This is a genomic window from Marinifilum fragile JCM 15579, assembly GCF_001310955.1.
Taxonomy (GTDB): Bacteria; Bacteroidota; Bacteroidia; order Bacteroidales; family Marinifilaceae; genus Marinifilum; species Marinifilum fragile.
This window is the reverse complement of sequence record NZ_BAZX01000008.1, coordinates 128,735-144,169: the sequence shown is the minus strand read 5'-3', so window position 1 is coordinate 144,169 and position 15,435 is coordinate 128,735. Positions and strand designations below refer to the sequence as shown.

The window sequence follows — 15,435 nt, the reverse complement described above, 5'->3', positions numbered from 1 at the left end:
TTGTAAATAAAGAGCTTTCATAAATGAAAGCTTTTTTATTATCTGGGTTTAAAGATAGATTAAACCGCCTTGCATAGCTGAGAATAAAAACAAAAAACTGCTCCAACAATTGAAGCAGCTTAATACATTTAACAGTCAAATAATTTTACGCCACAGCTCGGGAATAATCCAAAGAATATTCTTCAGACCTAGCCGTTCCAAATAAACATTCTACATCCACTTCTTCTTCTTGAACCAAACAACCATTACAATAGCCAGCAAAGTCATAATTCCCAATAAGGTATAATATCCATATTTATAATTAAGTTCTGGCATATTAGAAAAATTCATTCCATAAATACCAGCCAAGAAAGTCAGGGGGATAAAGATCGTTGCTATTAGTGTTAATAGCTTCATTACCTGATTTAATTGATTATCCTGAATCGACTGATATGATTCATTTATTGCCGATAAATTGTCCCTCAAAAAATCCAACTGATCAATTACGAATAGAATATGATCTTTAGTATCTCGAAAGTACTTAACATTCTCTTCTTTAATCAAATGAAGATCATCATTCACCAGAATTGCATATGCTTCTTGTACTGGTGTTATTCCTCTTCTGGCTCTTAGCAAAACTCGCCTGTATTCCCTAATCGAACTTGGTATATCCTCATTTGACGGGTTTGAAATTTCTTCATCCAGTTTCTCCAGTTTATCATTTCCAGTTTCAATCAACTCAAAATAATTGTCAATAACCACATCTGCTAAAGCAAAAAGAAGATAATCCGCACCTTTACCTCTGATTTTCTTCGGTTGATTTCTAAGTCTAAACAATGCTGCATCAAAAATTGGTTCTTCAAAATCCACAAAAGATAAAACAAACCTATCGCCTTGTATAAAATGAACAGGTACGGAACCATAAGTTAATTCATCTTTATCCGTCAATACCATTTTTATTGTTAGGTAATAATAATTCTCAAAAACTTCAAATTTAGGTCTTAGAGAATTATTTAAAATATCTTCCAAAACTAAATCGTGGATATTGAATTGTTTACCCAGATTTTCCAAAGCAGGAATATCAACTCCTTTTAAGTTTATCCAAGTAACATGCTCACTTGATGGTTTTGGAAATTCAATATTGGAGAGATCACTTACAAACTCCTCCAATTGAATTCTATTCTCATTATATTTTACAAGCTGAATTGATGCATTACTAACTCGCTGCTTTCCTACATGAATAAGCGTACCTGGAGACATTCCTCTTTTTGTGGAATTTCTTTTTACTTTTTTATTTCCCATCATCCAAACAGTTGTATTTTATACTATATTTAATTTTATTTCTAACAGTTAAATTTACTCAATATTACTTATTTCAGATGGCTGCAGTTGAAAGTATTTTAAAGGATTTAGGCATAGGCTATAAAGTATTGTTTGTAATCTTTGCCATTCTTATTGGATTCATTGCTTCTAAAGTGATTCGCTTTTTTATGCATCGCATGGTTCTAAGGTCTGCGAAAAAATTAAATGCGGATCCTACAAATTACAACTTTTTAAAAAATGCGGTAAGTTTTCTAATATTCATCTTGGTTATTATCATTGTATTTTATTCGATTCCTGAATTAAAAAGTATTGGTGTTAGCTTGTTAGCCAGTGCAGGTATACTTGCTGCAATTGTTGGTTTTGCTTCACAACAAGCCTTTTCAAATATCGTTAGCGGTATCTTTGTGGTCATTTTCAAACCTTTTAGAGTTGGTGATTACATAAAGGTTGGAGATCTACATTTTGGAACTGTTGAAGATATAACACTAAGACATACTGTCATCAAAAACCCGGAAAACAGACGGGTAATTATCCCAAATTCTGTAATCAGTTCTGAAACTATTCTTAATTCCTCAATTGCTGATCCAAAAGTATGTGCATTTGTTGAAATTGGAATAAGTTATTTTTCATCTATAGATAATGCCATTTCAATTATACGATCAGAAGCAGAAAAACACCCAAATCTTATTGATAACAGATCAGAAGCAGAAATTGAAGAAGGGGTTGAAAAAGTAATAGTTCGTGTTATTCAGTTAGCTGACTCCAGTGTACTCTTAAGAGCATATGTTTGGGCCGAGAATAATGGAAAAGCATTTGTGATGAAATGTGATTTACTAAAATCCATTAAAGAAAATTTTGATAAAAGCGACATTGAAATCCCTTTTCCACATCAAACAGTCTACCTTAGAAAATAACTCACTAAAGATTATCAAATCACATGATATCAAGTCATTTAAAAAATTGCAATTCAAAAAACATATCAAAAATAACTACAATAAAAGATTATGAGAAGGCTTCATGTTTAGCAAGAAGCCTTTGTTTTGTTATGTGACTTGATGCTCTAATTGTCGTCTAATGGTAAATAAGGCACAAAATATGAGTAAAAAGAGAAGTTTGGATAACGATATATTAGATTCCTTCATATATTGGAAAACCTTACCTAATAGCAGTGTTCTAAGGGCTTTTAAGAATTATTTTCCTGCAGCATCCAATATTAAATGGCGGATGCTTGGTCATGAAATGTATAAAGTGAAATTTTTTTATCAAGAAGAATCAATAAACGCGATTTTCACGAACAATGGAAAATTGGTTAAAGTTTTTAGTGAATGATATACTATTCTACAAGTTTATTTCTAAAAGCATATTTAACCAAACCAGCAGTATTTTTAACCGCCAATTTTTCCATTAAATTTCTCCGATGGGTATCCACTGTTCTTACACTTACAAATAACTGAGATGCAATTTCATTATTTGAAAATTCTTGTGCAATAAGCTTTAATATCTCTATTTCACGTTTTGTTAAGGAAATCGATTTTTCTGTTTTTGATTTTTCAATTCTACCAAACATCAGGTTTTTTGAAACTTCGCCGCTTAAATAAGTATCGCCAACCGCAACACATTTAATCGCTCTTAACATCTCTTCCTTGCCTGCATTTTTAAGAATGTACCCAACAGCTCCAGCCTCTAACATTTTTACCACATATTCTTTATCTCCATGCATAGATACCGCTAATACATTTATACTCCCATCATATGCCTTAATTTTTTCTGTTAGATTGATACCGCTGGTTGTACCCATATCAATATCCATCAAAACAACATCCGGACGAGATAATTTAATTAAACTTAGAATATCATGTTCATTATCCGCATCACCGCAAACTTCAATCATCTTTTCTTTCTGAAGAAGAGCTTTTATCCCTTCTCTAAACATTTTATGATCATCAGCTATTAAGATTTTGATCTTCATTCCTGTCATTTTTCCAAAGGTATTTCAATAGTAGCAGTAACTCCTTTTGATATTGCTGTATCTAAAATAAAGTTACCTCCAAATGCATTGGTTCTAGATTCTACATTAATTAATCCCACTCCCGGATTTTCCTTCATTACAAATGTTTTATCAAATCCACAGCCATTATCCTCAACCATTAAAATTATGCTGTCTGGATGTTCTATTAATTGCACCTGCACTTCAGAGGCCGATGAATGCTTTACTGAATTATTAATCAATTCCTGACATATTCGATACAGGCCTAGTTCAATTAACTCAGGAAATCGCTCACTAAGAATCGAGTGAAATAAAATAATTTTTATTCTTTCAGCTTTATTAATTCTATTAATCAGATTCTCCAGTGCTGGAATAATACCAAAATCAATCAACAACTTAGGCATTAACTGATGTGAAATATCCCTAATATCACCTGTTAAAGAATCAATCATATCAAAAATCACTGACATTTGAGTAGAGAACTTTGTATTATCGAGTCGGTTATTTTCTGATGAAATATTTTCCAACAAAAGACGAACTGTTGATAAACTTGGGCCGATTCCATCATGAATTTCCTTGGCTATTCTTCTTCTCTCCAACTCCTGACCTTCCAGCATTGAGTTTAAAGCAACCATTTCCATCTCTTTATCTCTGGTGATATCCTCGATTGTTACGATATAACCTTCTTTTATTTTCCTACCTCGAATATTTAAAAACTTATCATCAAATGGCAACGCATCTATATTAAAATCCTGATATTGATTTTTAACAATCTGATTCAATTTCAAATACAATTGCTCTACATGCTTTATTTGATCAAAAATTACAAGTTCATTTAAATCATTGGGGTTCACATCAAGCTTCAAAAAAGAAATTGCCTGCTCGTTTACAAGCACAATTTGATCAAAATTATCAATTGCAATCATGCCATAAGGTGCATTATTAACAACTGAACTAAGAAGATTCTTAATCTGATCATTATGGATTTCTTGTGTCATTAATTTGATTTTCAGAATTACACTAAACCGAGATTTTAATTTTATAATATTTCATTATTAAATATCAATATTAAATAATATTTCAATACCTATTATAAGATGTGACTTTTTTATTAATCAAGCGTCAAATAAGCACAAAATTATTAGATCAAATAATACTTAAAATCATGTCTAAAACATTTAAAACTTTCATGTCTGAAAAAGGAATGAAATCAAATCGAAGTAGAAAACCGATTAAATCCGCTCCTAAAAAGAAGCTTTTACAGGATTATTATCAAGGTATTCTGACCGATGAGTTAGATGGAAGATCTCATTAATAGAGTTTGCAAGTAGGTGAAATCACCTACTTTTTTTCTGTTATTCCACTTAGAAATAAAAACAGTATTTTACCTGAAATTTATCCAAAGAGCACTTCATACTTTTAAGTGTATAACAATTTATAAAGTTAAAAGATGAAAAAGTCTGTGGATAGGAATTTATCCGATGAACAATTGGTACATTATCATTTGCAAGGCGATCAAACAAGTCTGGGCATTTTATATGAAAGACATTTCAACAATGTATATTACAAATGTCTTTCTTTTTCGAAAGATCCAATTGAGGCCTATGATCTAGTGCAGGAAATTTTCCTTAGAACTTTTAGTAAACTGCATCTGTTTAGAGGCAATTCAGAGTTCTCGACATGGTTATTTAGAATTACGCACAACTTCTGTATTGAAGATTACCGAAAAAAATATCGCAACAAGTATGAGAAGCTATCTTCATTAGTTTATGACTTGGCAGATGAAGAGTATGAACCTAATAACTTAGACAATGTATCGCTTGAAAGTGTTATAAAATCGGTATCTGAAACTGAGCAACTAATGCTGAAATTAAAATATTTAGAAGGGAAAAGTATAAAAGAATTACAAGATCAATTTCATATGGGAGAAAGTGCTGTAAAAATGAGATTACAGCGAGCCAAACAAAAAATCAGCAAACAAATGAAATTTTCATATGAAATGATGTGACTTTTCAACCTTATTCTGTCTAATATGTATCCTGCTTAAGGGTAATGTTTAAATATTTGCAGAAACATGAGATGATTATTTCACCTACAAGATTAATAAAAATCAGTTTGTTGTGGACACTAATCAATAAGACTAAATACGTAAATTATCTTATTATAACTATGTTTTATTTTTTAGGGTGAAATAGGAAGTGCTACAATCTGGTTGCCGTAGCACTTCCAATCGTCTCTACTTTATGAATGCTTATCTCCTTTTGAAAACACTTGTTAGGTTTTGTTGTTTATATATCAGACTACAGAAAGGGACAGATTTTAATTGATCACATAAATGTTAGTTTATCATTCCTGTCCCTTTCAATATTTCACTTAAGACATGGCAAAACAAAAAATAGAGCTTAGACATCTTGAAATTGATGACTATTATTCATTAAAAGAGGCATCAACTGAAGCTTATTCGGGAATTGGCGGTCAATTTTGGAGTAAATCCGACCTTGAGAAGTTACTCAATATATTCCCTGAAGGTCAAATATGTATCGAAATTAACAGTAAAGTTGTTGCTTGTGCATTATCCATCATTGTAGATTACAAACAATTTGGGAACCAGCACACATATGAGCAAGCAACTGGAAACTATACTTTCTCAACCCACTCAAAAGATGGGGATGTTTTATATGGTATAGAGGTATTGGTGCATCCTGAACATAGAGATAAAAGGCTTGGAAGAAGACTATATGATGCCAGGAAAGAACTTTGCGAACAGTTAAATTTAAAATCAATAATTGCTGGTGGCAGAATCCCAAATTACATTCGCTATGCAGATGTTTATAGTCCTAGAACTTATATTGACAAAGTTAGAAATAAAGAAATTGAAGATCCTGTATTAGGTTTTCAGTTGGCTAATGATTTTCATGTAAAAAAAATATTAAAAGGTTATTTACCTGGTGATGTTGAATCAAAGGAGTATGCTACTTTATTGGAGTGGAATAATATTTACTACCAGGAAGAAGAGCTGCTCATTAATTCACCTAAAACCACAATCAGAATTGGAATTGTTCAATGGCAGATGCGACCATTTGAAAATCAAGAAAGTTTGATCGAACAGGTGGAGTATTTTATAGATTCCTTAAGTCGCTATAAGGTTGATTTTATATTGTTTCCAGAACTATTTCATGCACCACTTCTGGCCAACTTCAAAGATTTAACTGAATCCGAAGCCATTCGAAAACTTGCTTTAATTTCTAATTCGTTAAAAAATACCTTTGCTGATTTTGCAGTAAAATATAACACAAATATAATAGCAGGTTGCATACCTGTAATTGATGATTATCAACTAAAGGGGATTTCTTACTTGTTTCGTCGAGATGGAACGATGGATTATCAGTTTAAAATTCATCCTACACCGGCTGAGTCATCCTATTGGGGAATGAAAGGTGGGGATGAAATAAAAGTTTTATCAACCGATTGTGGCAAAATTGGGATTCTATCAAGTTATGATATTGAATTTCCCGAATTATCAAGAATAATGTCGCAAGAAAAAATTGAAGTGTTATTTGTTCCTTTCATTTCTGATACTAAAAACAGCTATTATAGGGTTCGAAGATGCGCCCAAGCTCGAGCCATTGAAAATGAATGTTATGTTGCTATTGCCGGATGTGTTGGAAATCTACCTAAAGTATCAAACATGGATGTTCAATACGCTCAATCGGCAATTTTCACCCCTTCTGACTTTTCATTTCCTACAGATGCCATATTAGCAGAATCAACTCCAAACACTGAAATGACCTTGGTGGCCGATTTAGACTTAAGCTTATTAAAAATCTTACATGAATATGGTACCTATCGAAATTTAAAAGATATGAGAAAAAATTTATATAAAATTCAAAAACTATAATGTGATCGGTTGTGACTTTAAAAAACTATGCCGTCTAAATGTCATAATTCTTAAAAACAATTGAAATGAAAAAATTATTATTACTTATAGGTATTCTTCCATTGATAGCTTTTGGACAGGATTATGATGTTCCAAAACAAGTAAATGATGCATTTGTAAAAATGTTTGCAGAAGCTGAAGATATTATTTGGACAGAGATAGATGGAGAGTATGAAGCTTCTTTTTATATTGAGGAAGAATATAAGCTTGCTATGTTTTCTGATGATGGAAAATGGCTGGAAACTTCTACATCAATTAATGTGGAATCTGCATCAGCTGAAATCACCAAACCTATTTATAAAAAATATAAAGGTGCCGTTATCGATAATATTTTCTTGGTTGAAACACCTGAAAAAATAAACTTTTATCGAATTCAGGCAGATGATGGAGAATCCATTTATAAAATAAAAATGTCTGAAGTATATGAAATATTGGAGTCAAAAAAAGTTTCATTTTCTTCGGTTGATGAATCTACAGAAGATGAAGAAGATGTAGAATAAACAAATCGACTTTTGCATATGACTCTTTACAGATGGCCATCCTCCCCCAGGATGGCTATCATTTTTTTATACTTTAATCAATTTGATCTTTTGGTAGCTAGAATTTAAATGCAGAGTCATTTTAGTTTTAAGCCTTAACTTTATGACCTTAGCTTGTTTAGAGAAACTCTTATATAATTCTCAAAAAACTGCATTTTAATCATTTAACCTTCTTGCATCCAAATCTCTTTTCATTCGTTCACAAGTTTCATGGTCGATGGTATAATAATACAATAATATTGCACATGACATATATAGAATGCCAGGGAATACTGAAATCATTAGTTTTATTCCAGTAATGGCAATTGCTGTTTGCTCTGCATTGGTTGTAAACTGGAATACTGCCAGTAACCATCCTGCCAATGCACCTCCTACACCCCAACCTGCTTTCTGAGCAAAGGTAGCAGCAGAAAATACCAATCCAGTAGCTCTTCGGCCCGATTTCCATTCCGAATAATCTGCCGTATCGGCAAGCATTGTCCAAAGCAAAGGAACTGCTGGAGCATAAGAAATCTTAGCAAGAATATTAAAGATATAAATCAGAAACAGGTTATCGGAAGAAGGGATATAAAGGCAAATGAAGAAAAATCCAGACAATAATGAACTAGCCAAGAACACATTTCTCTTACCAAATTTTTGAGCCAATGGTTTCGAAAACGGAATAGCAACAATAAGCGCTACCGTTCCAATCACATTGAATAACTGGACATTTTCCTCATTCCCAATATAATACTTGAAATAATATGCAATGGACAAATTCTGCATGGCAAACATGATAAATGAGATGATGCCAACAAAAAACAGGATTACCCAAGGTTTGTTTTTAAATAAGTTTTTAAAATCCTCTTTAAGGTTCTCCTGTTGTTCCTTTGGAGGTTGAACTCTTTCCCGGGTAGTTTTAAAGGTAATTAAGAACAGAATCAAACTGATTCCTCCAAACAATATTAATGTGTATTGATATCCCTTAGCAGTATCGCCACCACCAAAATACAAAGCCAACGACAATGCTGTTCCCGATACGATAAACTGCCCAACAAAAGCAAATATAAATCGATAGGAATTTAAACCAGCACGTTCATATGAATCGGAAGTCATTACAGCTCCCAAAGATGAATAAGGCAGGTTAATAGCAGTGAACACTGTCATTAATAGAAAATAGGTAGTTCCTGCATAAATTACCTTACCTGTTGGACCCAAATTTGGGGTTGTAAAGGTCAAAACAGCTAAAACACTATAAGGTACAGCCATCCATAAAATATAAGGCCTGAATTTTCCCCATTTGGTCTTTGTCCTATCTGCAATAATTCCCATTAGCGGATCGCTAACCATATCCCAAAAACGAGCGATTAGCATAATGGTTCCCGCAGCGGCTGCCGAGATTCCAAAAGTATCGGTGTAGAATATCAGAATCCAGAAACCAACCATATCCCATACAAAATGGGAGGCTGTATCTCCTAGGCTGTATCCGATTTTCTCTTTTAATGATAATTTTGAATCTGCTTTGTCCATCGCTGCTAATATTTTTGAATTTAAATTTCGAACAAACGACATATAGACACTCAAAAAAATACTTCATGTCGTGTTGACTTTGCCTTTTAGATTATTTGTACTGTTCTTTCACAATGTAAAAAGCTTCTTTTTTATTTCTTTCGATATCTACAATGCCCCAATACTCTTCATTGGGAGCACCATCATATGGAACACCACTGCTGTTTGGTGCCCAACCTCCCGGATCTTGTGTATCAGGATTTCCAGCTTTCCAGAATTCATCTACAAAGGCAAATAAAGCAACTCCTGCACATACCTCCTGATTCTCGAAAGTAGATTTTAAGATCTTCCTGGTGGCATCGGTCTGGGCTTTTTGATTCTCACCTTGTTCATAGCCACTCTTCGAAATGGTCATGTAACTATCGGCACCAGCTTCAGACAGGTACATTGGCTTTTTGCTAATGCTTTTCCATTCCCTGAAAATGTCTGTCGGATCATCCCATCGATACACATTCATTCCCCAGATATCAATATCAGTACAAATGGAAAGTGCAAGGGAATCGGGTAGCTCTCCATGAGCCGTAGCAACAGGGTGATGCTTATCAATTTCATGAACTTTTTGTGCTGACTGGTTCAATGCAGCATACCAGTTTTTCATATCACCATCAAACCACTCGGGATGGTAATTGTATTCATTCCCCAATTCCCAAAACAAAATGGCAGGATGGGATTTATACTTGTTAATGTAATTGGCAAAACTCCCTGAGAGAATATCAAAATGTCCATTCTGATTGTAACCAAAGCCTACTATGATTTTTATTCCTGCCTTATGGATTTGATCCAATACTGCTTGATCATCAACAGGAGAATACAGTCTGATCGTATTTATTCCTGCCTCATTCATCAAGGCCAAATCTTGTTCAAGTCTTTCAAAGCTTCTTTGTTTACTGCCTTTTGGAACAGGATGATAACAAATTCCTTTAATGAGATAGACAGAATCATTAAGCACAATATTTCTACCTGATATTGAAACAAGATTTTCCTTTTGATTGCACGCAAAACAAATCATTAAAAAGGCTATACATAGAAATTTATTCATAGTAGGCATTATTTCTGTTTATTTATCCTGATGAATGACAATTGTTTGTACTGCTTGGGCGTCAATTTTAAAAGTGCTTTCCTTTCCGGCCATTGTCAGCTTTAACTGCTTAGCTTCCTCTTTCATATTCAATACTACAACGGCAATTGAACCATCAGGGTTTTGAGCCGCAGTTACCATTAAATCATCATTATTCGATTCAAAACCAATTCGGATAGCTCTAGGACGAATGTACTTGCTAAAGTGTGCCAAAGTGTAGTACATTGGAGTGAAGTATACCTCATCTTTCTTAGGATCAACAATTACAGGAGCCAAACACCAGTTATTTGCCCAGTTTGGACCACCTTGAGTATCAAGCACCATATTCCAATCAACCCATCCTTGTACCCAATTGTTCAGGCAACCAATAATATCACGAGCATAACGGTATACCGGCACATATTTCGGGTGAAGATACTTTTGCTCATCTGGTGCCCAATCATACCCCCAATCAGTCGCTTCTTTTTTCCAGTACCATGCATCATCATTCCACTGAGGCACTTCTGCATCTACACAAGCTTCTGATTGAATCATCAGTTTGTTAGGTGCTTTTTTATGTGTGTATTGCAACACGTCAGGCATATAATCGAATGTACTGGCATACCAATGAATGGCCATACCATCAAAATATTCTGAAGATTCTTCATCTTTATACATTACATCAGTCCACTCTTTCAACTCATCACGATTTTGATCATATCCCAATACCTTTACATCATGACCATCTGCCTTCAATTTTGGCCCCAAATGATTACTAACAAAGTCAACCATTTCTTCAGGTGTAAAATGCATACTCTCCCAATTGTATCCATTACCTAAAGGTTCATTCTCAACGGTTAATCCCCAAATATTAATTCCTTCTTTCTTATACTCGTTAATATATTTAGAGAAATACAGAGCCCAGGTATCGTAATACTCAGGAAGTAATTTTCCACCTTTCCAATCCTTGTTGTCTTTCATCCAAACAGGAGCAGTCCATGGCGACGACATGATCTTAAAGCCATCCTTCGAAACTGCCATTGCTTCTTTTATCATTGGAATAATATCATCACGATCTTCGTCGATAGAAAAATGCTTTAGCTCCTTGTCTCCTTCAACCGGAGCATAAGAGTAGTTGCTTAAGGAAAAATCACATGAGTTAATATGGGTTCTGGTTAGTGAATATCTTGCTCCATTTTCTCCAAAATAGGCATCTAAAATTTGCTTTCGATTTTCTTTCCCAATTTGATTCATCAGGTAGGCTGTTGATTCAGTAAACGAACCTCCAAAACCTATAATTTCCTGGAATTTCTCATCAGGCTTAATATTGATTTCAACACTTGTCTTACCGTTTTTGGATATTTCAATTTTTTGAAGTTTATTCCCTGCCGCTGATGTTTCATAGACATCAACAAGTAAATTCTTATTCTTTGAATTACAAGCCATCATACCAATGCTTATAAATAATATCAATAAATAGTTTCGTTTCATGATTGTCCTATAAAGTTTATTTAATGTTTTACTTTACCTCTTCGGGCAATTAAGGCCTGTCGAATTTCAAGTGCTCTTTGCTCCGAAATGCTATACTTCATCATCATCCAAATGGCAAGAAGAGCAAAAAATATTGGGATAATAATATCAGCCAACCTAAGGTTTATCAATGATTCTGCAGTTTGAATTTCAGCATTTTGATCAAAGCCAACCATTTTTAGAACTACACCACTCACTAAAAATGCAAGCGCATTACCCAACTTCACCATCAGCCAATAAACAGCCCCAAACATTCCCTCACGGCGTGTTCCATTATTCAATTCATCCAAATCACAAACATCCGCAGTCATTGACATCATTAATGTAAACAAACCACCAATACCGAAAGAAATCAATGGTAATGGAATAAACATCAACCATGGATTGGCAGGGTTAAATCCCCACCACTTTAGCACATAACCTACAATGGAAAGCAAAGTGGATATAATGAAGGCCTTTCTCTTCCCAACTTTTGTAGAGATACGAGTTACAATGGGAATAATCAGAAATGCAGTGCAAGCAGCGTTGACAGTACTGAACCATGGCGGCCAGGAACCTGCAGCACTGATGCTGCCATCAAACAAATAATACAGGATAATAAAGTAAGAAAACTGCGCAATCGTCTGGAAACCATTGAATATTAAAAAAGTAGCACCACACAGCTTCACAAATGGCTTACAGGTTAAAGTTTGTACAATTGCTGTCCAAAATTCTTTTAGATTTGAAGCAAGTTTCCGAATACTTAATTTGGATTCTCCTTCCAAATTAGGCAATTTGAGTTCCTTACAAAACAGTGCAGGCAAGGCACCCAATATGATGCTTGCACCTCCAACCCATACAGATAGAACCCTAACTCCCGTTGTCGATTCCTCGAAAAACAGATCTGAGTTTCCAATCATGATCCAGAACCATGGAGCAATCATCCAGGCCATCTGACCAAAAAACTGCCCTACCGCCATTAAACGGGTTCGTTCATTGTAATCTGGTGTCATTTCGTATCCCAAACCAATAAATGGTGTAGAATATATGGTAAAGGCCAGGAAGAAAACAATTGACAAAATTAAAAAGTAGATGAAATTATAGGTCTGTGAATTTTCAGGGTGCAATTGCCACAGCACCATAAAAGCAATCCCGGTAATGATACTCCCCAACAGCACATAAGGTTTTCTTCTTCCCCAACGAGTACGAGTATTGTCCGAAATATAACCCATGATTGGGTCAATTAAAGCATCGAAAAATTTTGGTAAGGCAGATAATAAACCAGCTAAAACAGGATCCATTTTAAATCCGTAGATCAGGTAGAACATAAAAACGCCGAGGGCTGCCGGATAAAGGTTGATTGTTAATTGTCCTGCTCCGTAAGCTGCTTTCTGTCCAAATGGAACTTTATCTTCTGCCGCTGTTTTATAGGGTGCCATATTGCTTTGTATTTTAGGTGTGAGTGATTCGTAATTAGATATTGTTGGTTAAAGTTCTGGGTAAAGAGCCTGCATTACTTTTTTCGGTTTTCTATCAACCGTAAACAATCCCCAGTGCTTTTCTGCTCCCAGCGGATTAGCTGTTTCACCTTTCCAATCCTCATCAAAAGCTTCAAAAAAGAAAGTTGTGATGTTCATTTCCTTCGACCACTCATTCAATTCATGGTAGTAACGTTCCTGTTTTTCCTCACTGGCTCTTTCTCCAAATTCAGATGCAATGCTTGCCCATCCTGTTTCGGTAATCACAAGTTTGCTATCTGGTAAAGCATTTCGCACATCCTGTACATTTTGAATGGTATAAGACATTCCTTCATCAATGTCCTTCCCTTCCCAAACTGGGTAAACATGAATTGAAACAAAGTCTACAACCTTAGCCAGCTCCTGTCCACTTTTAATCCACCATTCGTAGTTATCGGCAACGGTTACTGGCTGCTGAATCTCTTTCTTTACTCTTTTCACATAGGAAATAATAGAATCGGTATCCACTTTGTGGTCGTTCCATTCAACCAATGCCTCATTCCCAACATTCACGGCAATTACCGTTTCCGGATATTTGTTGGCTAAAGCAATTCCTCTTTGAATTTCTTCCTGATTCACCACCATATTTTTATCCAAAGTTTCCTGTGGAATAGGTTCGTTTAGCCACGAACAAGTTTCATGAGCACTCAATTCTGCTTTTAACCAAACACCCAACATCACTTTAATATTCAGATGGTTTTCTTCGATAATTCTTAGTACTGCCTGTGAATTTTCGCCACAATCATACAACCTAATTAAGTTGAACAATGAATCTTTCGAAATAATTTTTAAATCTTCCAGCACTTCTGCATCACTCGGATTTACTGCTCCATTTCCCTGTCGGGATGCTGTCCGCTACGAAAGCCTGAATAGCTACGGCCCATGATGTTCCACCTAAAAGATCCTTTTTCTCTTGTTTGATTTCCATATTCTGTTTCACTTCCCCATGAATGTTTGTATCCGATTTTTTTACAGCATTCTTACATGAGAACAATCCAATCGTAATACATATCAGTATTGAAGTATTTTTTATTGTTGAGTTTTTCATATGTTTAGGTTTTAAGCTTGCATGAGTTCAGTAAATTGATTTTCCATCACTTTCTTTGGTTCCCTATCCAGTGTGAATAATCCCCAGTGTTTTTCAGGTTCCATTGGTTCCGGCGATCCTTTCCATGATTCATCAAAGGCTTCGAAATAAAAGCAGAGGATCTCTTCTTCTTCGGTCCATTGCATTAAATCTTGGTAGTATATGGCTTGCAAATCTTCACTTACATTTTCAGGATCTATTCCTCGTCCATTGGAATTTGTTGCCCAACCCGCCTCGGTAATTACAACTGGTTTGTGAGGGTGTTTTTCAGCAATACTATAATAGTTTTGTTTGGTGTATTCCAAGGCCTCATGAATATTCTTATATTCCCAAACCGGGTAAGTATGAATGGAAATAAAATCCACGGCTTCCACAAGGTCCTTGATATGATCCAGCCAAGGCACATAGTTTTCACAAAATGTAACAGGCTGCTTGGTACCTTTCTTAATAATTTTCACATATCGAATTACACTTTCAACAGGAACATAGTGATCTGTCCAACTTACTGTAGCTTCATTACCCGCGGACAGTGCAAAAACGATATCAGGATATTGATTTGCAAGCTTTATTAATTTCTCAATTTGATTGATATTGTGCTCTTTATTTACAATCAGCTGTCCTTCGGAGTATATTCCTCCCCATGGACAATTAAAATTGTTCATTTCAGCACCTATGTATGCACCTAGCATCACTTGAAAATCAAGCTTCTCATTTCGAATTACCTCAAGCACAGTATCGGTTTGCTCATCGCAAGCATAAAGCCTTAAATATTTCCAGTGTCCTTGTAGGATTAACAAATCTTCTTTAATCTGCTCATAGGTAGGAAAAATTCCAGCATCTGGACTCTGTCCTTTCCTAAAGCCTGAATAACAAATAGCCTTATCAAATTTTATATCAAACTGTTCTGTAATCTTCTTCATTAACGATTTACTTAGTCTTCTTCGCGAGTACA

At 34.8% G+C, this 15,435-nt stretch carries 15 protein-coding genes; 5 read left to right on the top strand and 10 right to left on the bottom strand.

The genetic code is table 11. The features are described from left to right. Positions 1 to 210: 210 nt before the first annotated feature. Positions 211 to 1,281 (bottom strand): magnesium/cobalt transporter CorA, encoded by a 1,071-nt coding sequence (corA, locus tag JCM15579_RS08620; RefSeq protein WP_172677402.1) that lies wholly within the window; start codon positions 1,279 to 1,281, stop codon positions 211 to 213. Between the two features lie 77 nt (positions 1,282 to 1,358). Here corA and JCM15579_RS08615 point away from each other — a divergent pair, with 77 nt between their 5' ends. Next, positions 1,359 to 2,216 (top strand): mechanosensitive ion channel family protein, encoded by an 858-nt coding sequence (locus JCM15579_RS08615; protein ID WP_054718645.1) that lies wholly within the window; start codon positions 1,359 to 1,361, stop codon positions 2,214 to 2,216. 419 nt (positions 2,217 to 2,635) lie between these two features. On the opposite strand, the gene JCM15579_RS08605 is transcribed toward JCM15579_RS08615, so the two are convergent. Further along, positions 2,636 to 3,271 (bottom strand): response regulator, encoded by a 636-nt coding sequence (locus tag JCM15579_RS08605; RefSeq protein ID WP_172677401.1) that lies wholly within the window; start codon positions 3,269 to 3,271, stop codon positions 2,636 to 2,638. 5 nt (positions 3,272 to 3,276) lie between these two features. Further along, positions 3,277 to 4,287, bottom strand: a complete 1,011-nt coding sequence (locus JCM15579_RS08600; protein WP_054718636.1) for a sensor histidine kinase — start codon at positions 4,285 to 4,287, stop codon at positions 3,277 to 3,279. 167 nt (positions 4,288 to 4,454) lie between these two features. Between JCM15579_RS08600 and JCM15579_RS20180 the strand changes: the two genes are divergently transcribed. The 4 genes from JCM15579_RS20180 (at position 4,455) to JCM15579_RS08585 (ending at position 7,726) form a co-directional block, all read left to right on the top strand. After that, positions 4,455 to 4,604 carry a hypothetical protein gene (locus JCM15579_RS20180; protein WP_157471402.1) on the top strand — a complete coding sequence of 50 codons (150 nt, stop codon included), beginning with the start codon at positions 4,455 to 4,457 and terminating at the stop codon, positions 4,602 to 4,604. Positions 4,605 to 4,739: 135 nt separating this feature from the next. After that, entirely contained in the window at positions 4,740 to 5,297 is a 558-nt protein-coding gene (locus tag JCM15579_RS08595) for an RNA polymerase sigma factor (RefSeq protein ID WP_054718633.1), read from the top strand. A 372-nt stretch (positions 5,298 to 5,669) separates the two neighbouring features. Next, positions 5,670 to 7,187, top strand: a complete 1,518-nt coding sequence (locus JCM15579_RS08590; RefSeq protein WP_054718631.1) for a carbon-nitrogen hydrolase family protein — start codon at positions 5,670 to 5,672, stop codon at positions 7,185 to 7,187. Positions 7,188 to 7,252: 65 nt separating this feature from the next. Then, positions 7,253 to 7,726, top strand: a complete 474-nt coding sequence (locus JCM15579_RS08585) for a hypothetical protein (protein WP_054718628.1) — start codon at positions 7,253 to 7,255, stop codon at positions 7,724 to 7,726. A gap of 195 nt (positions 7,727 to 7,921) precedes the next feature. Here JCM15579_RS08585 and JCM15579_RS08580 read toward each other — a convergent pair whose 3' ends face one another. The 7 genes from JCM15579_RS08580 to JCM15579_RS08555 all read right to left on the bottom strand — a co-directional run bounded on the left by JCM15579_RS08580 (position 7,922) and on the right by JCM15579_RS08555 (position 15,403). Further along, positions 7,922 to 9,274, bottom strand: a complete 1,353-nt coding sequence (locus JCM15579_RS08580; RefSeq protein ID WP_054718625.1) for an MFS transporter — start codon at positions 9,272 to 9,274, stop codon at positions 7,922 to 7,924. 91 nt (positions 9,275 to 9,365) lie between these two features. Continuing rightward, positions 9,366 to 10,352, bottom strand: a complete 987-nt coding sequence (locus JCM15579_RS08575; RefSeq protein WP_054718622.1) for a glycoside hydrolase family 2 TIM barrel-domain containing protein — start codon at positions 10,350 to 10,352, stop codon at positions 9,366 to 9,368. Positions 10,353 to 10,370: 18 nt separating this feature from the next. Continuing rightward, positions 10,371 to 11,861 (bottom strand): glycoside hydrolase family 30 protein, encoded by a 1,491-nt coding sequence (locus tag JCM15579_RS08570; RefSeq protein WP_083464605.1) that lies wholly within the window; start codon positions 11,859 to 11,861, stop codon positions 10,371 to 10,373. A gap of 20 nt (positions 11,862 to 11,881) precedes the next feature. Further along, positions 11,882 to 13,318 (bottom strand): MFS transporter, encoded by a 1,437-nt coding sequence (locus JCM15579_RS08565; protein WP_054718619.1) that lies wholly within the window; start codon positions 13,316 to 13,318, stop codon positions 11,882 to 11,884. Positions 13,319 to 13,366: 48 nt separating this feature from the next. Further along, positions 13,367 to 14,200 carry a glycosyl hydrolase family 17 protein gene (locus tag JCM15579_RS08560; RefSeq protein WP_083464604.1) on the bottom strand — a complete coding sequence of 278 codons (834 nt, stop codon included), beginning with the start codon at positions 14,198 to 14,200 and terminating at the stop codon, positions 13,367 to 13,369. A 7-nt stretch (positions 14,201 to 14,207) separates the two neighbouring features. Next, a complete protein-coding gene (locus tag JCM15579_RS20035) occupies positions 14,208 to 14,444 on the bottom strand; it encodes a hypothetical protein (protein WP_083464603.1) in 237 nt (78 codons plus the stop codon). Positions 14,445 to 14,455: 11 nt separating this feature from the next. Next, entirely contained in the window at positions 14,456 to 15,403 is a 948-nt protein-coding gene (locus tag JCM15579_RS08555) for a glycoside hydrolase family 17 protein (protein WP_172677400.1), read from the bottom strand. Positions 15,404 to 15,435: the final 32 nt, after the last annotated feature.